The following is a 25185-nucleotide window of genomic DNA, read 5'->3' as shown; positions in this document are numbered from 1 at the left end:
CAAACAGGAATAAGTACTGTTCCGCTTACCATATGATTTTCATGCTAAAATAATACGGATTTGCCCGATATTTTTATAAAAATTGCATTCTGTTTGTTATTCCTTCCTTTTATAACATTGACGATATAAGCAGCGCTCCTATGACTCAAATGACGACTCAAACGATGACCCCGCAACATTCTTCTGAAACAGAGACCACTTCTAGCTCGTCACACTCTACGGATGGTTTTATTCTAACGCCGCCTGCGGTGTTTCCTTATAAAGCGCAACAACTGACTGTACGTGACCGTATCACTGCACAAATGGCATCAAGGATTTTGATGTTGGACGGGGCAATGGGTACGCACATTCAGAACTATAAGCTGGAAGAATCTGATTATCGTGGTGAGCGCTTTGCAGATATCAGTCAAGATGTGAGAGGCAATAACGATTTATTGGTGCTCACGCAGCCGCATATGATCAAAGAAATTCATATGGATCATTTGGCAGCGGGCGCAGACATTATCGAGACCAATAGCTTCAATGGTACGCGCTTGTCCATGGCGGACTATGACATGGAATACTTGGTGCCTGAGCTGAATAAAGCAGCAGCCAAGCTTGCGCGCGCGGCAGCCGATGAATTCACTGCTAAGACGCCTGAAAAGCCACGTTTTGTCGCTGGGGTCATTGGCCCCACGTCACGGACATGTTCACTCTCGCCTGATGTCAATGATCCTGCATTTCGTAACATCACCTTTGATGAATTGGTGCTCAATTACCGTGAAGCCACACTGGCATTGATGGAAGGCGGTGTCGATCTGATCTTGATTGAGACAATCTTTGATACGCTAAACGCCAAAGCCGCGATATTTGCAGTGACTGGCGTGTTTGAAGATATTGGTTTTGAATTGCCGATTATGATTTCAGGGACGATTACTGATGCGTCAGGTCGGACATTATCCGGTCAAACAGCGGAAGCGTTTTATAACTCGATTCGCCATGCAAAGCCTTTATCGGTTGGCTTTAACTGCGCGCTTGGTGCTGATGCGCTGCGTCCGCATATTCAGACGTTGTCCAATATTGCCAATACCTATGTGTCTGCGCATCCAAACGCAGGTCTGCCCAATGAGTTTGGGGAATATGATGAAACAGCCGAAGAAACCGCTGCCCTACTCGAAGGTTTTGCCAAAGCGGGTATTCTAAATATCGTGGGCGGCTGCTGTGGTACAACACCTGAGCACATCCGCCAAATCGCCAAGATGGTGGCAAACTACGCGCCGCGTGCTATTCCTGAAATACCGCCCGCCTGCCGCTTGTCTGGACTTGAGCCTTTTACCATTACGCCTGAAAGTTTGTTTGTCAACGTGGGTGAGCGTACCAACGTCACAGGCTCTAAAAAGTTCTTGCGCTTGATTAAAACCGAAGCCTATACCGAAGCACTCGATGTCGCACGCGATCAGGTCGAGGGTGGTGCGCAAATCGTCGATATCAATATGGACGAAGGTATGCTGGACTCCAAGCAAGCGATGATACATTTTGTCAACTTGGTGTCTGGTGAGCCTGATATCAGCCGCGTACCATTGATGATTGACTCGTCGAAATGGGACATCATTGAAGAAGGGCTAAAACGTACGCAGGGTAAATCTGTCGTCAACTCTATCTCATTGAAAGAAGGTCATGCTGAGTTCGTCGAGCGTGCCAAGTTATGTATGCGTTATGGTGCAGCTGTGATTGTCATGGCCTTCGATGAAGATGGTCAAGCCGATACGTACGAGCGTAAAATTCAGATTTGCCAGCGAAGCTACGATGTCTTGGTCAACGAAGTGGGCTTCCCGTCCGAAGACATTATCTTTGACCCAAATATCTTTGCGGTGGCAACGGGTATTCCTGAGCACAACAACTACGGCGCGGATTTCATCAATGCCACGCGCTGGATCACTGAAAACCTACCAAATGCCATGGTATCGGGCGGCGTCTCTAACGTCTCATTTAGTTTCCGTGGTAATCCCATCCGTGAAGCGATCAACTCTGTGTTTTTGTTCCATGCGATCAAAAACGGTCTAACGATGGGTATCGTCAACCCTTCTATGCTTGAGTTGTACGACGACATCCCTCTTGAGGCGCGCAATGCCATCGAAGATGTGATGCTCAACCGCAATCAAGGTGAGACGGGACAAGACGCCACCGAGCGACTCATGAGCGCTGCTGAAAACTACCAAGACGGCGGTAAGAAAAAAGACAGTACCGTCGATATGAGCTGGCGGGAAGGCACCGTAGAAGAGCGTATCGCTCATGCGCTGGTTAAAGGCATCACGACCTTTATCGAAGCGGATACCAAAGAAGCGTGGGAGAAATATCCCAAACCGCTAGAGGTCATCGAAGGGCCATTGATGGATGGTATGAACATCGTCGGCGATCTATTTGGCGCGGGTAAAATGTTCTTACCACAAGTGGTTAAATCTGCTCGCGTGATGAAGCAGTCGGTCGCATGGCTCAACCCGTATATCGAAGCGGAAAAAGTCGAAGGTGAGGTAAAAGGTAAAATCCTCATGGCAACCGTTAAAGGCGACGTCCATGATATCGGCAAAAACATCGTCGGTGTGGTACTCGGCTGTAACGGTTATGACATCGTCGATCTGGGCGTGATGGTACCTTGTGAGACCATCCTTGATACTGCTATTAAAGAGAAAGTAGACATCATCGGTCTATCAGGTCTGATTACCCCAAGTCTTGATGAGATGGTCTATGTCGCCAAGCAAATGCAAGAGCGTGGCATGAACTTACCACTGATGATTGGCGGTGCTACCACCTCAAAAGCGCATACGGCAGTCAAAGTCGAGCCAAAATATCAAAACGATGGCGTCATCTATGTGGCGGATGCCTCGCGCTCCGTGGGTGTGGTCACCAAGCTGCTTTCAAAAGAACACCGCCAAGCGCTGATCGATGAGACGCGCGAAGAGTATGTCAAAGTGCGTGAGCGTCTCGCCAAACGCCAACCAAAAGCCGCTAAGATTACGTATGCCGAATCGGTCAAGATTGGCTTTAAGTATGACTGGGAAAACTACGTCCCGCCTGTACCTAATAAGTTGGGACAAGTGATATTTGACGATTACCCCATCAATAACCTACTGCCTTATATCGACTGGACGCCTTTCTTTATCTCTTGGGGTCTAACGGGCAAGTATCCCAAAATCTTGCAAGATGACGTGGTTGGCGAAGCAGCGCGCGATTTGTTTGGTAATGCCGAAGACTTGCTACACAAAATGATTGCGGAAAAATCAATCGTCGCAAAAGGCGTATTCAAACTCATGCCAGCTCGCCGTACTGGCGCGGATACTGTCACCGTTTATGACAATGACCCGCAACAAAACGGTCAGCCGACCCATCAGTTTGAGCACTTACGTCAGCAAAGTGACAAAGCCAGTGGTAAGGCAAACCTAAGCTTGGCGGACTATATCTCACCGTCTGATGCTTACACGGATTATTTGGGCGGCTTTACCGTCTCCATCGTTGGCACAGAGGCGCTTGCGGAAAAGTACAAAGCAGCGGGCGACGACTATAATGCCATTATGGTACAAGCCTTATCTGATCGATTAGCAGAAGCCTTTGCCGAGCATCTGCATGAGCTGATTCGTAAAGACTATTGGGGCTATCAACCAACCGAGTCCCTCACCAATGATGAGATGATTAAAGAAAAATACGTCGGTATCCGTCCAGCACCCGGCTACCCTGCCTGCCCTGAGCACACCGAAAAAGGCAAACTGTTTGACTGGCTCGGTACAGTAGAGGCAATCGGCACGACCTTGACCGAAAGCTATGCAATGTGGCCTGCGTCCTCCGTCAGCGGATTCTATTACTCGCATCCTGATAGTGAGTACTTCAACGTCGGCAAAATAAGCCGCGATCAGTTAGAGAGCTATGCGGAGCGTAAAGACTGGGACATAAAAACGGCTGAGAAATGGTTAAATCCGAATTTGTAGATTTTTAAAAATTGGTTAATACCTAAACATTCTATAGTTATCTCCTGGCTTACTCATTTATGATGGGTAAGCCTTTTTTATTGCGCCTTCTTCTATCCGCTCTCAGCAAACTTATCGCTGCACGTATCACAAAATACTTTTATCATTTACTGCCAATAACCGTGCTAAATTATTGCCTACTTCATTTTTTCTTATTTTGAGACAGGCTATGAATCAGATTGCATTACTTTCTAGTTGGATTGGCAAAACATTTGCAATCTGGGCATTGGTCAGTGCCGTTTTAGGATTCGTTTTTCCTGAATTTTTTGCTTCATTGGCGTTTTTGATTGTGCCAATTCTTGGCATCATTATGTTTGGCATGGGCATGACACTTAGAACGGAAGACTTCCTAGAGATTGTCAAACGTCCCAAACCTGTATTAGTAGGACTATTAGCACAGTTCACGCTGATGCCTCTGATTGCTTATTTGTTGACTATGATTTTTAATCTCGACCCTTTAATCGCGGTCGGTGTCATCTTGGTAGGCTGTTGCCCTGGCGGTACGTCTAGTAATGTAATTACGTTTTTGGCCAAAGGGGATGTGGCACTGAGTGTAGCGATTACCTCTATCTCTACTCTACTTGCACCCTTCTTAACGCCTATTTTATTAAACGTGTTTGCCGGTCAGCTGATCGATATCGACTTGGCCAGTATGATGGTGACCATTACCAAGATCGTCATCTTGCCTATCTTATTGGGTGTCGTCTTTCACAAGTTTTTGGGTAGCAAGATCGCGTTCGTCACCGAGGTATTGCCAATGGTGTCGGTATTGGGTATCTCAATTATCATCGCAGCTGTAGTCGCGGTGTCTAAAGCAACCATCCTAGATAGCGGTGCCATCGTCTTTATCGTCGTTGCTCTACACAATATGTTGGGATATACCTTGGGCTATGTGATCGCGCGCTTGTCTGGATTTACGGAGAGACAGCGCCGCGCCATCATGGTGGAAGTGGGCATGCAAAACTCTGGTCTGGGCGCTGCCCTTGCCGCGACTTATTTCAATCCTGTCGCTGCCTTACCGAGTGCGATCTTTAGTGTCTGGCATAACTTTAGCGGTGCGTTGGTTGCAAATATCTTTGCGAAGAGAGATGCTAGGTAGGGGTTTATAGGTTTTGGGTTAGTCGAGTCCAGAGCTTTAAAATTAGTTGTACACAAGAGCCGAAACAATCGGCTCTTAGAAAAACAAAGTTACGTTCTGTTGATGTAATATATATGGGTATCACTACTGTGCTGTGTACTAGTTACAAAAAGGGTAAAACGAGGAGCAATGATAATCAATACAAGCATGGACACAATGAATAAAAAATCGTACATCTTAAAATAGATCACGATACCTATAAATGTGGTGATAAAAACAACTGTCAGTATATCTGCATAATGAATGGTTTCTTTTCGATGCAACCAAGCACCTTTGTCTATCTTTTCAAAATGATCTGTCAATATGGACTCTATCATTACACCAACACTATACAATATGTATATGTTCTCACTAAAATTAGTTGACTGGTACAAAGAAAACTTAGAACCATCTTTCATCTTTATAATAATTTTTACAACTTCAATTTTGGCTCTGTAATTAGTAGTTTTATAACATTTGAATTTTCTTATATCCAATACTGGTATATTGTGAATTTTATTGTCTATCTTTAATTCAATTTGTTTTCCTTTTAATTTGATATTGCCTTGTCGCAACCAGTTAACACCTCTAAAAATCATACTCGGATTTATTAATAGGGCGACTGATAATATAGCAACAACAAACACAGCAATTACTATAAATATTTCATATCCTTCAACAGCATGCATTAAATAACTTGCAACAGGTATACTAAAAACCATTAGAAAAGCTGCTATTATTTGAGTGAATCTAAGCAGTCCCAATCGAACACAAGTGAATTCTTTCTCTACTACCCAATTGTCTTCAAACTGTTGACTATGATGAGCGCTACTAAAGATCTGTATTTTATTTTTAGCATATTTTGCATAGTTTTTCACAGGCCGTTTTTTGTTCTTACTTCGTTTAACTACATCTTTTTTCATTATAAATATTAAACTTTAGTTTGCACTATTAACCATTCTAGCATCGAAATAAACAATTATTCTACTTTATCTCATGTATTTATTAAATCTTTGCCAATACCTATCACAACAATAAATTACCTGCTCCCAATCTTTCTCTCGCTTCTTGCGTCAAATAAAGGGGCGCTAACAAATGAAGTAGCATTCAAAATATATCTTTTTTTACTTATAAAATAAAACGTTAAATAAAGCTTCAATACTCTCGTAACGAATAAACTGTCCCTTATTAATAGTGCGAATATTAGGCCGTTTAGCTTTTATGCCATCCGCATTTGCTTTAGTATGTTTTGCGACCTTAACATTTTCTAGTCCAGTTAACGGCTTTCCAGCCTCAGGACCAAAAAAATAAAAATAGCACAGCTCCAACGTATGCTCATCAAATACTATCCAGATCACACAACCCGAAGGTTTGCTCGCCAATCGAATATTGACCTTCTGACTTGATGTTGTTCCACCTAGTTTTGAAGTTTTTAGTTGAATATGACGAATAACATTACTATTTTCGAGGACAACGTCGCAGCCTGCATTATCGACTTCAGGTTTCATGACTTCCAATTGGCAATCATCTTTTAGCCAAGATAGCTTTAACATCTCACCAATAAATAAGTGTTCAATAAGCTTTTCTCGAAAGCTTGAGTGCTCAAAATGCTTACTCATAATTTACCTTAATGTTTTGGACTACCTCAATCTGATTTACCTTTCGTCCGACGACACCGCTCCGAACAGTAAATCACCTGCTCCCAGTCCTTTTCCCACTTTTTGCGCCACGTAAATGGGCGCTGGCAGACGGGGCAGGTTTTTTGCGGTAAGTTTACTTTTTTATGTGCCATTGTTTGCTCCCATCTACTTTTGACTATTTGCGTTACGGTGAAATCTTACTTTTGATGCTCGACACCCTCATACTTCTTAATTCGACGGCATTGGTCTGAGCAGTAGACCATGCTCTCCCAGTTTTTATCCAGCTTTTTAGTCCAACTAAACTCACGCTCACAGACGGGGCAGAGTTTTTTTCGAACATTCTTTTTTTTGTGCGCCATAGCTTTCTCATTGGTTTGTTTACGACATCAGTCATGTGGCACTATAGCCTACTACGTATCATTGCTATTATTCACAGTTACTAGTCATAATCGTCAAATATTTTATTTAGGCGATTGAGACTGTTGACGATCAGCTTACCAGATTGATCAGTACTGCTATCAATCGCTAGCTTCTCATCCATGCGCATCGTCAGTGGTGCCAGCGCTTGCTTGAGCGCATTTGCCATCAGTGTGGTCTGCTCATGGATATCAGGCGCATTGCTCTCTACAGCTTTGCTGTCACCATTCTTAATCAGGTTTTCGGCTAAGCTACGAGACAAACTATCCGCCATATTGTGTGCCAGTTGCTCCACGGCATCGACCAGCTGCACCATCAGCTGTTTTTGCATCTCTTGGTTTTGTTTGAGATACTCGCCTTCTGCTTTATGATCGTGCTTATAAAGCTGTGTCAGCTGAGTCATGCTTTTTTCAAAGCCATTATCAATGCTGTCGCTGACGACTTTGGCATTATTAATAAAGCTATCAGCGAGGATTTTTTGGGCTTCGAGTTGTGCCTCTATCTGCACTTGCTGTCCTGCTTCTCGTAAGCGGGCGATTTGTTCAGGGTCATTTTGGCTTAAGTATTTATCAAACTGACTGCTAATCGTATTGAAGCCATTTGCTAAGTCCACCAACTGCGCGACGATGCGCGCGCCAGTATCGCCATCTTCGCCGCCCATGGCTTTATTGCGTAAGAAGTCGGTTTTGATTTGCGCCCAGCGTTCTGATTCTTCTTGTGTTAAAGTGCTGCGCATCTCACCAAGCTTAAGCAGATTGCTCTCAGCGCCTTGGGTCAATAGCTGCGACTCGCCTAGATAGTGGTCGTCTATCAGCTGGTTTAGCTCATTCTCATTCATGATTGCCGAGAGCTTCTCAGTCATCTTGTTCATATTACGATAACTGCCTTGCAGCTTAAATATCGGCTCAACACGATATTTATCATCTTGCGAGGCGGAGGCAATATAAGCTTGGTTGACGTCCAAAATGACTTCTTGCACCCGAAACATATGACGCAAGATAGCGATAATCTCATTAATCTCTGAGCTGCTATACGGATAGGTCAGATCACTGCTTTGCGCTTGCGCGAGGTTGGCGTTGTCCGTTTTTGCCATTTTAATCAGGCGATGCACATCGCTTAAGTCGCGGTTTGCCAGTGGTGCGAGGACACTATTAGAGGTTAGGGAGTTTTCGATATAACTAAGGGCAAAGATGTCTTCCATACCGCTCATGATGTCGCCTAAGTTGTAGATATCGGCACGGTTGGCGAGCATATCAGGGACTTTAAAGGCTTCGCCGCTCTCAGTATACGGGTTGCCCGCCATGACCACGCAGAACTTTTTGCCGCGCATGTCATAGGTCTTGGTTTTGCCTTGCCAGACACCATCGATACGGCGCGTACCGTCACCGAGTGAGATAAATTTTTGTAAAAATTCGGCATGGGTATGTTGAATGTCATCAAGATAGAGCATGACGTTGTTGCCCATCTCAAAAGCTAAGTTTATTTTATTCAGCTCCTCACGCGCGGTGGCATTGGGCGCTTTTTCGGGGTCTAACGAGGTGACATCATGTCCAAGTGACGGACAGTTAATCTTCATAAAGATCAGGCCAAGACGATTGGCCACGTACTCCATCAAGGTCGTCTTACCATACCCAGGTGGCGATATCATCATGAGAATACCCATTAAATCAGTCCGCTTGTTATCGCCGACCGTGCCCATTTGCTTGGCAAGGTTGTCGCCGATAAGCGGCAAATAGCTCTCATTAATCAGGCGGTTACGCACAAATGAGGACAATGGACGCGGCATAAACTCGTCCAGTCGTAAGGATTCTTTTGCGTCATGCAAGATTTCTGAACGCATGGCAAGGTAACGCTTATACGCCGGAATCACTTGGGTATCATGATGGTGCAAGCGATTTACAAAATCATCGACCGCAAAGCGTAACGTCTGCTGATGAATACGTGTATGCTCGCCCAGCAGATTGTTTACTTGTACCTCAAGCGATACTTTACCAGTGCTGCGCTCAAAGCTTTGTACTTGATTGAGCGGATTGTTCAAACTAGTGAGCGGTGGCGATGAGGAAAAAGATAAATTGGATGGAGCGCCAGTTGTCCCTTTGCTACTGCTTTTATCAAAGCTGACACCAGAATCCATAAGGCGCTGTACTAACGCTTCACGCTGCGTATCGCTTAATTGTGTCAGTAAGATTGCAATGGCTTCAGGCACATAATGGCGACCACTCTCTAATTGCTGTTTGCGTAAAGCGCTTTTTGCGTCCCTCTCAGCGCGCTGATCTTCACTGAGCGGATTGTTGTCACTTTCTGTCTCATCCGTTTGCCCATCGACTGCGTCGTTGTCGTGGTAGGTTTTATCCAGTAACGCATAAAACCAAGTTGCCAGCAACTCGTAAGCGGACTTGGGCTGAAAACCAAGTTTACTAATGGCGGATTGTAATTGTTCAAAGCTGGCGCTATGTTGTAAGTTGCCTGAAGCGTTATTCAATGTTTTGGTTAATTGCTCACACAACTGCTCGGCCTGTTGACTGGTTTGCCAGTTGAAGGGTTTATGTAGACCCACTTCTGACGCCGCTGCTTGTCCCATCACGCTCACTAAATACTCACAAGCCAGCTGAACATGGCTTTGCTGAAAGATACTCGCATCATTGCCCTGCTTCGCTTCTAACGCCGACTGATTGTCTTGATAAGCAGTGACAAAACCTCGCATGATGTGAGTCATGTCTTCAACCAGCAGTGCTTTGGCAGTATCGCTACCTAAGGTACGGCGCAGCTGCTCAGCCGTAACCGCCCTATCCGTCCAGTTACGCGCATGCGTCAGCACCGATTCAGAGAGCCAAGCATCATAACCGAACTGACGCAGCACTTCTAAGCCCAGCGCTTGCACTATATTTAATTGCCAATAGAACAGTTGTGCCAATGCTCGCACTTGCGGCGTATAAATCAATAAACCCGCTTCTCGCAGCGTTGGCAATATTTGCATCAGCAGCAGCGTGGCATCATGGTCATGGATGCCTTTGTCATAACCGAGTTGATAACGCGGGGTGGCATAGGATTTGACCAATTTAGCCAGCGCGCTGTCGTTATCAATATTGCCGTCAATATTGAGCGTATTTGCCGTTTCATCATACGCACGATATAGCCATGCTTCAGTCAAATTGTCTCGGCTGTTTTTGGCGCTCTCGATAATGCTATACGCCAGATATTCAGCGCGGTATACCTTGTCAGACTCGGAAGCAATATTTATCTCCCAATATGGACGCAAGGCATTTAACTCAGCGTTGTCGAGCACCTCATAATAATCTGTACCCGTGAGATGCAAATTGAGCACGCGCTTGCCATCTGATTGCTGGCGACTGAGCAAGGTTAAATCTAACGGTTGGGTATTGACCGAAAAGCGGTGTTTGCCCAGCTTGATAATTTGACCGCCATCTTCAAACAAATCCGACTTGTCTTTTAGACTCTTATAGCTCTCGATTTGAATGGCTTTTAAACGCGCATCGATGTCATCCGCTTTGACGCTAAAGCCCATGGATTGTAGCTCTTTTGCCATATGACGTACTTTTTGTACCAACCCATCTGAGGCAAAGTAAGTATTGAGCGCGTCCTCTTCTGTAAATCCTGTCACGCCTGTACTTTGTGTGCGCTTTTTGATGCTTTCTAACATCCGCAGCGCGCCGTCACCTAAGTTTTGAGCTTTACGGTTGCGCGCATCGAGCAATTGTTGCTTATGATTTTCAAAGGTTTCATAAATCTCTTCGCGCTTACTGATGATATCTGCTAAAAACTGATCGCCATTACTGGTCTCTGGGTCAGCAAACTGGCTTTCTAACTCCTCTAGCTGTACGAGCAACTTCGCCATTTGCTCATCTGATTTTTCAGGTGTATTGGCAATGGATAAGGCATTGGCAATCGATTGACCAAACAGCTTGAATTGTGCACCAAATTGCGCAACCGCTTCTACCGATCCCAAGTTTTTGCGTTTATGATTGAGTTTGGCTTTGCTTTGGTTGAGGCTGGCATAAATGGTCGATATGTCATCGATAATTTGTGTGCGTACCGTGGCATCCGCAACGTCCAATGTGCCAAGCAATTCCGTCAGTAGATCCAATCCTTGCGCCGTTTCATCGATTTTATCTAAGACAGGTTTTAGCTCGGCATTGGTTTCCGCCGTATTCAAGCGTTCGCTGACATCTATTAACACGGCTTCATAACTTGATAGCGCTTTTTCACCACTTAAAAATAGTACGGTCTTTTCGGCAAGCTCGCTCTCTGCTTCTTCTAACTGTGTTTGCAGTGCTTGCAACTTATCACTGTCTAAATAGCGCAATTCTTCTAAGCTCACTAAGCGACCTTTTTGTCGTCTGAGCGCTGACAGCTGATCGACATAGTCGCTTGCTGACTCAAACGTCGTGACCCGTATCTGCCGTAATATCTCGTTTTGCTGGGATTCGGCATCCGCGAGCGCCATCTGGGTTTGCTTTTGAATGCTTTTTACCTTGGCAAACTCATCAATAACCAGCTCGGCCGTCGCTGTCACTTCTTTAATACTACTGGCGACGTCTTTGAGCTCAAGCTCAGACAGCCAGTAATAGCTATCAAACAATCTACTGGTATTGTCCGCCAGTTCTTCGTAGAGCTTTTGCGACACGCTTTGATTGTCAATGAGACGTGTGATGCTATAGAGATCAGAGATGCCGCGTACCAACTCTTTGTTGCCGATTTTGCCATAAAAACTGGTGCTTTCAGGCAACTCACTGATGTACTCAGGTGAGGCGTAAGGGGTATGCCATATCTGCATCGGGTGAATGCGCGATGGCTCACTTTGGGCGCTAAACAACACCAAACGCCCACTGTCTGCCAATGCCATACCATTACAATAGATTGGGTTGGCTAACTGTTTTTTGATGAGGTTATAAGGAAACAACCCAGTGACACCTAGATCTCTGTCATAAAACAAGAACAGAACATCTTCACCATTTGGTGCGACAATCCTACGTTTAAATTTTAAATCTTTGGCGCCTGCACTATTGGTATCAAACAACTTATACTCGCCTGTCTGCAGATAATAGCCGCCAGGAAAAATAATGCCGTGATCTTCGGGCAGTTGGACGCATGATTGACCAATGGCATCCAAACGCAGCACGGCTTCAGTCAAAGTGTTATAAACAAAATAACGATAACTGTCCTCACGGTACGGCAATATCTTGAGCAGTATCAGACTACCGACTTTGGCATACGCAATCTCGGCATCGGTGAGCGATTGGGTGCGATCATTGACAGGCTCGCTATAGATGCCCTGCCCTGACTGCGTATTGTCCTCAATTTTAATAGTCAAATCACCGCCGACGGTTTCTACAAATATCGTGTCCAAGATATTCATATGTGGATACTTACCATTGATCATCTGATCACGCGTGGTTTGTATCCAATCAAAATCATACGCAGGCGGCAGCTCAATGTCGCGCTCGCCTCTATTGTCGACATAAGCAACTTGGGCAGACTCTGGCGTGCCTTGGCTAAAATCCAGCGCAAAGCGAAAGACGCGTATGTCGGTGATACGCTCACCAATCTGAAACGCCAATAGCAGCTTGCTGTCTTTGACGATCAGCTGAATCAGGCGCGTTTGCTTGTAATATCGATACAGCTCATTAAAATCTTGAACAAAAGCATCTTGATCTAAAAAGGTGTTTTTTAAATCGACTTCTTCAAGTCGATATTCTGGATCATTGCTATTGGCATTGGTTTCTTTAGCGTTATTTTCTACATCATTATTTACTATGTCGTGGCTTTCTATATGGCTATTTTCTGCATTACCTCTAGCATCACCTTCACTACCCATTTTTTCGGTAGGCTCTATCAATCGATACAGCGACAACACATCTTGAATGTTACTCGCCCGCTTTAGCCCCATAAACACATTATAGCCAAACAGCAGATAGTCACCGACTTGCACCATGTCTTGCGCCACACAGTTGTATTCGGTACGAATCCGCGTGCGGGCAATAACTTGCATCTGCGTACTGCCAAATTCCGTCAGACGCGCTTGATTCAACTTGGCCGTTTGCTGCTCTAGGCGACTGCCTTGCTCCGTTAGACGTTTTTTGATTAGCTCATAGGCATTGCCTGATGCCACTGCCTGATCGGTTTGCTCAGCTTGATTGTCGGTGGTTTTGCTAGCCGAATCGGTTGGTTTTTGCGTATCCGCCATCGTTGCTCGTCCGTGTTTATTTTTAGCAATAAAGAAAATAAGATAAAACTTGAAAAAGAAGCTAATCTAAAAAAACAGTCATGACAGCGAGTTTTTTTAGATTAGCCAATTTATTAATCTTGCGATGACCATAGTCGATTCATTTTGAAACCGTTACTCTCTCACTGAGTTGGTTGCTTCTGGTATCAATTTTCCGCAGCCTCTGTTTAGCAGTAAGCAAGGAAAATTTATACCAGAAGCATATAGCTATTCACATATCGATCTTATTTCAAACCGACCGTATCGATCATACTATTAATAAGTTGCCTAACGCACTTTGCCATCTAAGCGGCAACGTGCTTATTTATGTAGCTAGCCTACATCAAGAGTGTTATGAGGCGACTGGAATGAATTTTTTGCAGCCTCTGCATTAGCAGCACGCGAAGAAAATCCATACCAGTCGCGCCGCGTTTAAGCAGGCTTGTCATCATTTGACTGATTGGCTTTCATGACTTGATTGGCCATCATGGTATTGATCAGACCGCTTAAGGTGTCTGACTTACCCGCTAAGCCATCAATGGCTTTACCAATCGACAGTGACTTGGCAAAGTTATCAAAGAAGTGCGCTTCGCCGCCCACAATATCGATTTTGGCTTTTTGAAGTGCCACAGCTAAGACTTCTGCGTTTTCTTTGGCAATCTCTTTACCAGCCTCAATGGATGCAATCGCTTCTTGCAGCGCTGTCTCAAGACCCATACGGAACTCTTCGTGTTCGCGTGCCTCTTTGCTCATGCTGCCCATGGCATTGAATTTTTCGACCAAACCATCTGCTTCGGCTTGGAAATGTGCGCGAGTAACTTCGGCTTTTGCCAGACCAACGTCGCGTTCGGCTTTGGCATTTGACTCACCACGCGCGGCGATAACTTCAGCATTTGCCATACCGATATCACGCTCTGCCTTGGCATTGGATTCGCCGCGAGCTGCGATAACTTCGGCATCAGCCATGCCTTTTTCACGCTGTGATTGTGCCTCAGCTTGACCCGTTGCTTTGATAATATTGGCTTTGGCAATGCCTTCTTTTTCTAGAGAAGAGGCTTTGGCTTCTTGAATGGCGGCTTCAGCAAAACCATGAGCAGACTCTTCTGCTTTGATACCTTCTGCCATTCTGATTTTTGCTTCTGCATCTTTAGCAGACGCTTCTAGATTGGCATTGGCAAGCGTGGTGATCTCAACGGCTTTGTGCTTGGCAGAGAGCTCCTCTGCTTCCGCTTTTTTCACCTGACGCACTTTGAGTTCTTCAGCATCTGCTTCGGCTGCCAGTACGCGAGTTTGCTTAGAGCGCTCCGCTTCACTGACTTCACGCACTTCTTTAATGCGTTCTTCTTCTTGCGCGACGGTTTTGTCCACCGCGATACGCTCACGAATAACGTTTGCGATTTCTTTTTTCTCAAGCTCAATCGCACGCTCGGCTTCGATACGTTGCAAGTCGACTTCACGCTCACGCGAGACGATTTCTAAATCACGAGCACGCGTGACTTTCTCTTCTTCAATAACCACGGCACGTAGGCGGTTTTGCTCAGCGACTTCAATTTCACGCTGTTGGTTTTCACGTTGAATCGCCAAATCTTGTTCAACCATAATAATAGCGGTTTCAGATTTTTTGCGCTCTTCTTCTTCAATTTTGCGTGTCTCAGCGGTTTCGCGTGCAATCACTGATGAGATTTCACGCTTCTGTTTGGCTTCGGCATCGGCTTGCTGACGCTCCAACTCCAGCATAGCTTCAACGGTTTCGACGTTTTTCTTTTTGACGGCCAGCTCTTCATCACGCTCAAGCTCATTGGTGATGACGTTTTGAAAGGCGGTCAGCTGAGTGATCTTTTTGATACCTTCCGCATCTAAGATATTGCTTGAGTCCAACGAGACTTTTGGCGTCTGTTCTAAATAGTCAATTGCCACATCTTCTAGGACATAACCGTTTAGATCGTTACCAATCTCTTGAACGATACTATCGCGGAACTGACTGCGGTTTTCGAACAGTTTGACAAAATCAATTTGCTTACCTACTGTCTTTAGGGCTTCTGAGAACTTGGCATTGAACAGCTCATTGACTGCAACCTTATCAGAGGCTCTATCTACACCAACAGATTTAGCAACTTTGAGCACGTCCTCTTCGGTTTCATTGACACGCAGATAAAACGCCACCGTGATGTCCGCGCGCATGTTATCAGCACAAATCAAACCTTCTTTGCCGCGTCTGTCCACTTCTAGGGTGATCAGCGATATTTTCATCAGCTCTTTTTTGTTAATGACGGGCCAGACAAAGCCGCCATCAAAGCGTACGCCGATTTTATTCACGCCGTTGATGATTAACGCAGTACCCTGCTCAACCTTGATATAAAACGCTTTGAGCATGAGTAGCGTTGCCATGATAAAAACAAACGCCAGTATCACGACGACACCGACGATGATGAGTATGTCCATATTCATTCCTTTAATGAAAACATTCCAAGCAAATGTAAAACGGTTGATACCCTGCCTAAAGACAGATTACGGGTCTTATATCTTTTATAAGTATGTATTACGAGATTGCTGTCCATTCTCTATTGATTGCTAACTGCTGTCACTCGATAAGTGTTGGTGTTATCCAGATACTCTACCAACATCACTCTATCGCCTTTTTTGAGTGGATTGTCATCGACATCCGCACGTATTTTGAGTATCAAACCTGCCCCGCCGTCATTGAGCGCGGCTTCGCCATGTTTGCTTGTGACGGTCAATGTCCGCACTATCGCGATTTTACCTACATGACTAGAGGCATTGCGTTTAGGGATATTGGCGATGTTTTTGCGTATGGGTGAGATGATGAGGCCGGTTAGCCACATGGAGACGACTAAGACAAAAATAAGAGCACCTGTACCAAATACATAATACAAAAGCCCTGAGTCAAAATGTTGATGCAAAAAACTGGTGTATAGGTAACTGAGTAGCCAACCGATCAAGCTGATCAACGAAAGTATGATAATGAAAGGCACGCCATAAAGACCGAACTTGAGCATGATGCCTGTAAAAAACCCTGTTGAAGTTAGGTTGGAGGCATCTGCACCTGATTCGCCAATGTCTACGGTGTCCATATCCGCCATACCAAGTAAAGACACCAACCAATACAAAGTCACGAACATCACAAGTCCTGTAAATACAACCGTGGGGTACAAACTGATTTTAGTGACAAAGACTAAAAAAGACTCGTGCATCGTTGCTCCTTCGTTTGATTCCCTAACTCTATAAAAAATCGCCTTCCTGTGCTAGGTTTTGACAAATTCAGTATACGACCAAGAACCTGTTAAAATTTAGGCTATAGAATCAACTTATGTTTCTTTATCTTCAATTATATATACATTCCATTACATAATACATAGATTTTGCCATTAACGACCCCAAACGGGTGAACGCAATATACCGCCAGCTTGACTGCTGATCGCATAGCTTGTACGACCAGACAAGGAATGAATGACCAAGCTGCCACCGCTTTGCCCGTCTACTTGCCCGCCTAAATTTGAGTTGCGCGTTGGATAGACAGCATATTGCCCAGAAGGTGACAGGCGCGCTGGCTCATCAAATCCTGTCTCTGCCAAATCAAGCACTTGACCTGTGACAAGCGTCATGACCGCAGCCTTGCGACCATTCAGATATGCCATGCGCCGACCATCTGCGCTTAGTTGCGGACTGGCAGCATAACCTCCTGTCGGTATCAGTGTTGCATTACCAGTGGCAAAGGTATAACGATAAATGCTCGGCCTGCCCGCACGGATTTTGTCGCTAGTATAAACAAAGCTTTTACCATCAGCAGCGTAGCTTGGCTGAACCTCAGTACTGGGCAAGGTGGTGAGCTGTTTGGTACTGCCATCGCTTAAACGCCGCTTATAAATATCGGCGTTGCCGCCAACGGTTGAGCTATAGAGTAGCTTTTGTCCATCCGGTGAAAACGACGCTGATAGATTGCTGCCTTCACTATCCACGACCAATTGTTTATTGTTGCTTTTACGCTCATAAATATAAATCTTTGGATGCTCGCGCGGTGCTTGTTTGCTATAAGCCAGCTGTTGACCATCCGCTGACCATGCAGGCGCATAGATATAGCCAGTTAACTGATCAATCAATTGCCGATCGCTGCCATCAGGACGGATGGTATAAAGGGTGGATATCTTGGCAGCGCCTACGCCTTGCTCTTCCACATAAGCAATATGTCCTTGACGGTCGATGGCAGGCATCGCCGCTGTAAGTGGGTTACTAGCAGTATTCATCGTGGTATTAGACACACTCATGTTCGGTAGCGTCTGACAACCCGTTATGATGCTGAGCGTACCTATCGCGATCGAGGTGCTAATAAGAGTTTTAGCCGGTTGTGACACAAAGCGTTTCAACATAAGATAAAGTCCAATAGAGCTTTAATGAGTGCATAATAAGCGTTTTTAGAGACCAACTTTATCTCTAGTGTAGCGCACATTGGACTTTGGTTTTACACAAAAAAATGCCCCACTTAATATAGTAGTGAGGCATCGTGACAATCAAATCTGATTTTGAAAAACAGCGCACTTAGTTCAATAAGCTGTGCCGACATAAGCCATACCGACACAAGTTTTATTGACTGAGCTGTGTTGAATAAGTTACTTAGCGACGGCTTTGAAATAAGCAACTTGGCTGTCATTTTTGATGGTTAAGATAGGCGTATTATTCACATTCTTATTAAGGCTGTATTTACCTTGCACAGTGGCCAATGTCGCGGTGTCAAAACTCGCTTGTGGCTCAGGGCACGCCATCATGGTACTGATACCATTGGTGATCTGTACATTGCCATTTACCACACTGTACTGCGCGCCCATATTATTGCAGGTATTTTTAAATGTCACACGCTCGCTGCCGTTGTCTTCAAAGAAGCTCAATGTTAGCGGTTTCGCTGGATTGATAAACAGCTGACTGACTTTTTCACCATTCATACGTTTGGCATCAACAAGTTGCCAGTTGTACGCTTGTAGCGCCTCAGAAGTAATCGACTGAGTAACGGGCGCTGTTACGCTCGGAGTCGTTTGACAGCCAGCAGCAAGTGTACCAACAGCAAGCGTCGCTGCCATCATTATTTTAGTCATGTTTTTCATATAAACTCCTATATAGGTTACTAAGCATAATTAGTATAAAAAGCATTTGCATAAAAAACAGATATGCCCTTTATCCTAACCATGAGCTTTATTATCATTGGTTTATTGTTTTATTCATGTATCTAAACAATTGAGCTATTATGCATAGTTGCTACTCAGTTGTCTTTATAGATTGAGTGCGCGATTGCCCTATTATTTGTTCTTCTTTATAGTATTTTTGCTACTAGGCATTGCTAGACATGCCATTAGCTGCTAACACTTTCGCATTATTCGTTAAACATTTAATTAGAGCTGGCAGCTTTTTGTTGTTGCAGCGCCGCATAGCCTGTCAACCGTTTACGTTCACTCTCATCAAACAATTGCTGTTCAATCTGCTCAATTTGAGTTTGCACATTGTCTGAATTTTGGCTCAACAGCAGCTGTTTTTGGGTTTGATATTGAGTAAAACGTTGATCGAAGCTTGCATCTTCTTGATCCACTTGCGCTAACCGTGCAGCGGCTGGTGCGCCTACCAACTCACGACGCATTTTATATATCTCTTCTGCCGTCGCGCCTTTTGCTTTCATCTGTTCTGTCCGAGTGATTAAGGCACTGATATTGGCTTGTTGCTCAATATTGGTTTTGGTAACATTGTCTGGCATACGGCTGATATAGTCCTGCCTTGCCACTTCTTTTTGGGCATCAGATAGCTGCTCGTTTTGATTGATTCGAATCATCTCAACACTATAGTTGTCATATACTTCTTCTGCGCCAAAAAATGCGCTGATGGTTGGCTTATCAAAATGCTGTTGACGAAGCTTTGCAACATTTTGCTTGCGCTGCGCCACTATATTTAAATCCAGCTCACCACTTTGCGTCGCTTGCAGTTGTAGATTGCCATAGCGCTTCTCTATCTCTGGCAGTGCTTTGAGATACGCCACATATTGATCGAATACACTAATGGTTTGACTAGCAGCAGGCTCTGGTGTGTGATTGCGAATATACCCTTTTACGCGCTCATGAATCACACTTTCGTCTTCTTCCCCAAACGCGGATAAAAAGTAATCGAACAGACGCCGTAAGCCCTCGGTCACAACCAGCTGTTTATTCTCGTCAATGATGATTTCACCATCGACCGTCGTGCCTTGCAACGAGCGCGGTAGATTCTCTAGCCCCGTGATAAATGGCGTATTGCCCTGCGTAGGACTGGTAGTCGTACCTTGGTCAGAACTGACTAGATTCGATTCGCTATCAGTAATTGGACGGCCTGTTGTGGTGGAAGCCAATTGGGTAGAAGCAACGCTGCTACTGTTTGGTTTAAACCATAAAATAATCGCCACGGTTAAGAGGATGACCACGACAATCATCACGACAGTTAAAAAAGGCGAGCGGCCATTATTTGACATAGCAAAGGTATCTTAGTAGCAAAAATAGGTTGATCTGACGATTGGCCACTTTGATAAACAAAAACAGCATCAATATAATTAAAGCCTAATTGATGCTATTTCTGTCTATCATTCTAAATAACTCTTATAGACTGGCGTTTTTCAGACGATTTACTTGAGTGCGATAGATAGATTTTGGTTCAGACTCGCCCCATGCGGTCAGACCCAGCACTTGGTCGGCTGAATCTAAGTGATTCATTTTATAATTGTCACGAATCACATAACCAAGCCTGCTTGAGCAAGCAGATACCAATCCATCGTTAGACTCGCCTGCAAATGGTACGCCTGTTGCGGCTAACAGGTAATCGCTTGGGTCAACGGCACTGGTTAGCTGCCCAACCCCACTGAATGAATAATAGCTGATACCACCTACTTTGGTGCTACTAGGCTGTCCACAGTATGAGGTTGGCATCGCTGCTGGGAATTTTGCGTTAAAGGTGGCAGCCCCACTCGTGGATAAAGCAACCAGTGCCTTCCAGCCATCTTGCTGTTGTATTTGCTTGTAACTTATGCCCGAACCGATATCCGTAAAGCCACCAATTAAATTGAATACGCCTGATACTAATTGCGTGGTGACGTTTGATGGCTCTCCAGTAGTGTTGTTTGGTTCAAGCGTTTTTTTGACAAAATCTGCGGTTTTTGAGCCTTGCTCTGGACTTGAGACGGCCGTCACTGAGGCGACGTATTTTGGCGCAACGCCAGCGACATAGCGAATGTCGATACCGCCCTGACTGTGCCCAAATAAATTGACTTTGGGTTTGCCTGAGATGGCAGTGATGGTTTTGACTTGTTGCAGCAATTGCTCACCGCGGATTTCACTGTTGTTGACGGCTGACGTTTTGGTGGTATATACCTCTGAGCCACCTTTTATCAACTCACCAGGAATTCCATTAAAATAATCGATGACGCCAAATAGTGTCGTAAAACCACCAAGACCGTGAGCCATGACGACGGGATATTGCGTCTTGGTATAGCTGGATGTGAAATATTGGCTATCAACCAACTTGCAACCGTTGGCATTGGCACAATTATAGTACTGACCCGCTGCTTGGGCAGAATTGGTCTGTACGATTATCATAAAGATACCCGCACCAATCGTACCAAGTGTGGGTAAAAAAAGGCTTGGCATGTCTGCCGAAGGTAAGTAATCTTTGAGTCTCATAACAACATCCTTGTTATCGTTAAGGTGAGGCTGTTTTCAGTCCTTTTATTCTTGCATCCTGCAAAAAAGTACTGAAAACCTTTGCTAATCCATTTAGCAACCAAAATTACATTACGACTATATTTAGCAACATTCAATGAGTTTTTTTGAATTTAGGCCGTATTTTAGTGACTTTATAGTCATCTCCATAGAGTCAGGAATGCGGCGACTTGTCAGGCAAATAACAACTTAATTAACGAATAGATGGTCAATGCGCGCAAAACAGCACTAACCACATTTATGCTATAATGCACCATACCAATCTCATAACTATAAGTAAGACGATGATGACTAAAAAATCCCTTATTCAATCCGCTGATGCCATAGAAAAAATGCGTGTGGCTGGTAAACTTGCCAGTGATGTCCTTGTGATGCTTGATGAGCATGTCAAGGTTGGCGTTAGTACCGAAGCACTTAACCAAATCGCTCATGATTATATCGTTAATGTGCAAAAGGCCATTCCTGCGCCGCTCAATTATAATGGCTTTCCAAAATCGATTTGTACTTCTGTTAACCATGTGGTCTGTCATGGCATTCCTGCCGAAAACAAACTGCTCAAAGATGGCGATATCATCAATATCGATGTGACCGTCATCAAAGACGGTTATTATGGCGATACCTCAAAAATGTGGATCGTTGGCAACGGCTCTATCATGGCGCAGCGCATTTGCAAAGTGGCACAAGACGCCCTATATGCTGGCATGAGTGTCGTCAAAAATGGCGCGCGCTTAGGCGATGTTGGTGCTGCCATTCAAGAAGTGGTCGAGCCTGAACGCTTCAGTATCGTTCGCGAATTCTGCGGACATGGTATCAGCAATGAGTTTCACCATGAGCCCCAAGTCATGCACTATGGCAAAAAAGGCACGGGTTTTGAGCTAAAAACGGGTATGACCTTCACCATTGAGCCAATGATCAACCAAGGCACTTGGCAGACGAAAATCTTACCCGATGAATGGACAGCGATCACTAAAGATCGTAAGTTGTCTGCTCAATGGGAGCACACGATGGTTGTGACCGACAATGGCTGTGAGGTATTTACCACGCGACCTGAAGAAGATTTGAGCTTTTTGACCCAGTAATATAAAAAAGATCGCCTAGGCGGTCTTTTTTTTGGCGCATAATTAGGGCATATTGAGTAAGGTGTTGTTAAAGCTTATCTTTATACTTTTGCGCATATGATTTGTGTGGCATCTGTTTTACGATGCCTAATCGCTCTTTGTTTTTAATGACATGCTCTTAACGACTTAATTTTAACGATTTATTTTCAACCTCTTAATTGGATACCTCTCATGCTGAATTGTGATGTTGCTACTATTGATCTAACGCCCTTGCCTTTGCTATTGAATAATACAGCGGCCAACACATCACTATTGGCAGACACGCATGACACCGAACAGCTGCTTATTGATATTCCAAAATGGTTAAGCCAAATCAATGACGACATCAGCCGTGCTCTTGAGCGTGGTGTCAATATTCGTCAGTTGGTAGCGGCACGTGCTTGCGCGATTGATCGCCTGCTCACTGCCCTATTTACTTGGTTTGAGCTTGATAAGACGGATTTGGCACTGTTTGCCACAGGCGGCTACGGTCGCGGTGAGCTGTCGCTGTATTCAGATATCGATATTTTGCTGCTGTATCCAGATGAGATGAGTCCAGATACCAACCAAAAAATAGATCGCTTAGTGGCGCTACTGTGGGATATCGGGTTAGAGCCTGCTCTCTCTGTACGTAGTGTCAATGATGCTTTAGAAGCCGCGCTTGATCATACCATTGCTAGCGCTCAGCTAGAGGCTCGGTTATTGATTGGGAATGAGGCATTGCAACAGACGCCCATTCAGATTGTCAACAAACAGTGGTCGCCGCGTGACTTTTATGATGTCAAGGTTGCTGAGGCAAGAGAGCGTTATTTACAGCACAATGCCACAGAATACAACCTTGAGCCAAATATCAAAACAGCACCAGGCGGCTTACGCGACATCCATCTGGTCGGCTGGGTGACCAAACGCTATTTTCGCGTCAGTAAGCTTTATGACTTGGTGCAACAGAACTTTTTGACAGAAAAAGAGTTTGATGAGTTGAGCTTTGCAGAGGGTTATTTATGGCAAATACGTCATTATCTGCATGTCTTGACAGGTCGTAATGAAAATAAGCTACTGTTTGATTATCAGCGCGAGATTGCTCAGTTGATGGGTTATGAGACTCAACCAGATGATGAGCCAAACGCGGCGGTTGAACGTTTTATGCGAGATTATTACCGCTGCGCTATGAAAATATCGACATTGTCTGAGATGTTGACCAACCATTATTATGAGACAATCATAGAATCGCATCTACCAGATGCCGAGCGACCAAAAAAGCAGCCTATTAACGCGCACTTTAATCAAATTGGCGACCAGATCGCCATGTCACATCATAGGGTTTTTGCTCAGCATCCTGAAGCGATTTTGGAGATGTTTTTATTGATGGGTCAGCACGGTATCAAAAACGTGCGTACTCATACCTTACGTGCGCTTAAAATCGCTGCGCGCGGTATCGATCAGGTGTACCGCGACAACCCTGTACATCAGGCATTATTTTTGGCCAATCTAAAAGAGCAGAACTATCTATTTCATCGTTTGCGTACCATGAATCGCTGTGGGGTTTTGGGCAGTTATATTCCGGCTTTTGCTCAAGTGACAGGTCTGATGCAATATGATCTGTTTCATCGTTACACAGTCGATGCACATACGCTATTTTTGATTCGAATTTTACACCGCTTCACCGACCCGCGCTTTTATGAAGACTTTCCCTTGGTCAGCTCAATATTCCAACGAATCGAGCGCAAAGAAATTTTGGTATTGGCAGCGATGTTCCATGACATTGCCAAAGGTCGCGGTGGCAATCACAGTGAGCTGGGTGAAACGGAGTCTATTGAGTTTTGCCTGGCGCACGGTATGAGTTTGGCAGATGCCAACTTGGTCGGTTGGCTGACTCGTTATCATTTATTAATGTCGATGACTGCCCAGAAAAAAGACATCTCAGACCCTGAAGTGGTCACTATTTTTGCAAATTTGGTTGGCAATGTCACCCATCTCAATCATCTTTACGTGCTGACCGTTGCCGATATGAATGCGACCAACCCACAGTTATGGAATAGCTGGCGGGCAACCCTTATGAAGCAGCTCTATTCTCAGACTCGGCGCATTTTGCGGGCTGATATAGATGCGCCGACCAACCGTCAAGACATGATTAGTGCTACGCGTAAGCAAACCTTAGAGATGCTGGACAATGTCAAAAATCAGCATATGAATCGCGACGAAGTCTTGCGACTATGGGACGATTTGGGCGATGAGTACTTTTTGCGAGAGATTGCCGAAGATATTTTATGGCATACCGAAGCTATCTTGAACCACCCGCCTATCGGTCTTGCCTCTAACGCAGATAGCCCGCCTTTGGTCGTATTACGCGAGCATCGAGAGCTGGCACTTGATGCGGTGCAGGTCTTCGTTTATACGCAAGATCAGATGAATCTATTTGCCGTCACGATGGCCGTATTCGATCAGATGAATCTGGATGTATTGGATGCTCGTATCATTACCGCTACCCGCGACTTTGCCTTAGATTCGTATGTACTCCTTGATCCTAGCGGCACGCTGTTGGTTGATGAGGACAGTCAGCAGGAGCTAAAACAACGCCTGATCGATGCCTTTAAAGATCCTACTGTGCTTAAGCTGACGAACAAGCGCATGCCTCGTCAGCTCAAACACTTTGAAGTGACAACGGTAATTAATTTTGAGTTTAATGAAGCATCAGATCAACACATCATGAGCTTAGAGACGCTGGATCAGCCCGGGTTATTGGCACGAGTGGGACAGGTGTTTTTACAACAAAAAATCGAGGTACATGCCGCCCGTATTACTACATTGGGCGAGCGTGCAGAGGATATGTTTTATATCAGTGACCAAAATGATGAACCCTTATCTACTGATAGGCTCGATGCCTTAAAGTCAGCACTAATCGCAAGTCTAAGTACACAAAAAGACACTGTGACTTGATACAATAAATCGATACC

The 25185-nt window shown here is 44.8% G+C and carries 15 protein-coding genes; 4 read left to right on the top strand and 11 right to left on the bottom strand.

Annotated features, from left to right (window positions below; genetic code table 11):
* Nucleotides 1-164 precede the first annotated feature (164 nt).
* Both metH and FW759_RS11140 read left to right on the top strand, forming a co-directional pair.
* Nucleotides 165-3959 carry a methionine synthase gene (metH, locus tag FW759_RS11145; protein WP_446443094.1) on the top strand — a complete coding sequence of 1265 codons (3795 nt, stop codon included), beginning with the start codon at nucleotides 165-167 and terminating at the stop codon, nucleotides 3957-3959.
* A gap of 208 nt (nucleotides 3960-4167) precedes the next feature.
* Nucleotides 4168-5097, top strand: a complete 930-nt coding sequence (locus FW759_RS11140) for a bile acid:sodium symporter family protein (protein WP_443571787.1) — start codon at nucleotides 4168-4170, stop codon at nucleotides 5095-5097.
* Between the two features lie 89 nt (nucleotides 5098-5186).
* Here the strand turns inward: FW759_RS11140 and FW759_RS11135 are convergent, their stop codons facing one another.
* The 11 genes from FW759_RS11135 to FW759_RS11085 all read right to left on the bottom strand — a co-directional run bounded on the left by FW759_RS11135 (nucleotide 5187) and on the right by FW759_RS11085 (nucleotide 21095).
* Nucleotides 5187-6038, bottom strand: coding sequence for a hypothetical protein (locus FW759_RS11135; RefSeq protein ID WP_446443040.1), 852 nt, complete (start codon nucleotides 6036-6038; stop codon nucleotides 5187-5189).
* Between the two features lie 201 nt (nucleotides 6039-6239).
* Nucleotides 6240-6734, bottom strand: coding sequence for a hypothetical protein (locus tag FW759_RS11130; protein ID WP_446443039.1), 495 nt, complete (start codon nucleotides 6732-6734; stop codon nucleotides 6240-6242).
* Nucleotides 6735-6760: 26 nt separating this feature from the next.
* Nucleotides 6761-6907, bottom strand: coding sequence for a DUF2256 domain-containing protein (locus tag FW759_RS11125; protein ID WP_084387234.1), 147 nt, complete (start codon nucleotides 6905-6907; stop codon nucleotides 6761-6763).
* A 45-nt stretch (nucleotides 6908-6952) separates the two neighbouring features.
* The gene (locus FW759_RS11120; protein ID WP_075106903.1) at nucleotides 6953-7114 is read right to left on the bottom strand and encodes a DUF2256 domain-containing protein; all 162 of its coding nucleotides are present in this window, start codon (nucleotides 7112-7114) and stop codon (nucleotides 6953-6955) included.
* 80 nt (nucleotides 7115-7194) lie between these two features.
* A complete protein-coding gene (locus tag FW759_RS11115) occupies nucleotides 7195-13377 on the bottom strand; it encodes a DNA repair ATPase (RefSeq protein WP_446443038.1) in 6183 nt (2060 codons plus the stop codon).
* Nucleotides 13378-13827: 450 nt separating this feature from the next.
* Nucleotides 13828-15837 (bottom strand): flotillin family protein, encoded by a 2010-nt coding sequence (locus FW759_RS11110; RefSeq protein ID WP_446443037.1) that lies wholly within the window; start codon nucleotides 15835-15837, stop codon nucleotides 13828-13830.
* Nucleotides 15838-15956: 119 nt separating this feature from the next.
* Nucleotides 15957-16607 carry a hypothetical protein gene (locus tag FW759_RS11105; protein ID WP_446443036.1) on the bottom strand — a complete coding sequence of 217 codons (651 nt, stop codon included), beginning with the start codon at nucleotides 16605-16607 and terminating at the stop codon, nucleotides 15957-15959.
* 174 nt (nucleotides 16608-16781) lie between these two features.
* Nucleotides 16782-17780, bottom strand: coding sequence for a Xaa-Pro aminopeptidase (locus tag FW759_RS11100; protein ID WP_446443035.1), 999 nt, complete (start codon nucleotides 17778-17780; stop codon nucleotides 16782-16784).
* Between the two features lie 240 nt (nucleotides 17781-18020).
* Nucleotides 18021-18509 (bottom strand): META domain-containing protein, encoded by a 489-nt coding sequence (locus tag FW759_RS11095; protein WP_062843884.1) that lies wholly within the window; start codon nucleotides 18507-18509, stop codon nucleotides 18021-18023.
* Between the two features lie 281 nt (nucleotides 18510-18790).
* Entirely contained in the window at nucleotides 18791-19894 is a 1104-nt protein-coding gene (locus tag FW759_RS11090; protein WP_446443034.1) for a lipase secretion chaperone, read from the bottom strand.
* Nucleotides 19895-20018: 124 nt separating this feature from the next.
* Nucleotides 20019-21095: an esterase/lipase family protein gene (locus FW759_RS11085; protein ID WP_446443033.1), complete on the bottom strand. Its 1077-nt coding sequence runs from the start codon at nucleotides 21093-21095 to the stop codon at nucleotides 20019-20021.
* Nucleotides 21096-21421: 326 nt separating this feature from the next.
* On the opposite strand from FW759_RS11085, the gene map reads away from it, so the two are divergent.
* Nucleotides 21422-22213, top strand: a complete 792-nt coding sequence (gene map / locus FW759_RS11080; protein ID WP_416231965.1) for a type I methionyl aminopeptidase — start codon at nucleotides 21422-21424, stop codon at nucleotides 22211-22213.
* 210 nt (nucleotides 22214-22423) lie between these two features.
* Complete coding sequence (gene glnD / locus FW759_RS11075) at nucleotides 22424-25168, top strand: [protein-PII] uridylyltransferase (RefSeq protein ID WP_446443032.1); 2745 nt, start codon at nucleotides 22424-22426, stop codon at nucleotides 25166-25168.
* The last annotated feature ends 17 nt before the right edge of the window (nucleotides 25169-25185 follow it).

This window comes from Psychrobacter sp. 1176_08 (assembly GCF_052850615.1).
The sequence above is the reverse complement of the archived record's forward strand: the minus strand, read 5'-3'. Positions and strand labels throughout refer to the sequence as shown.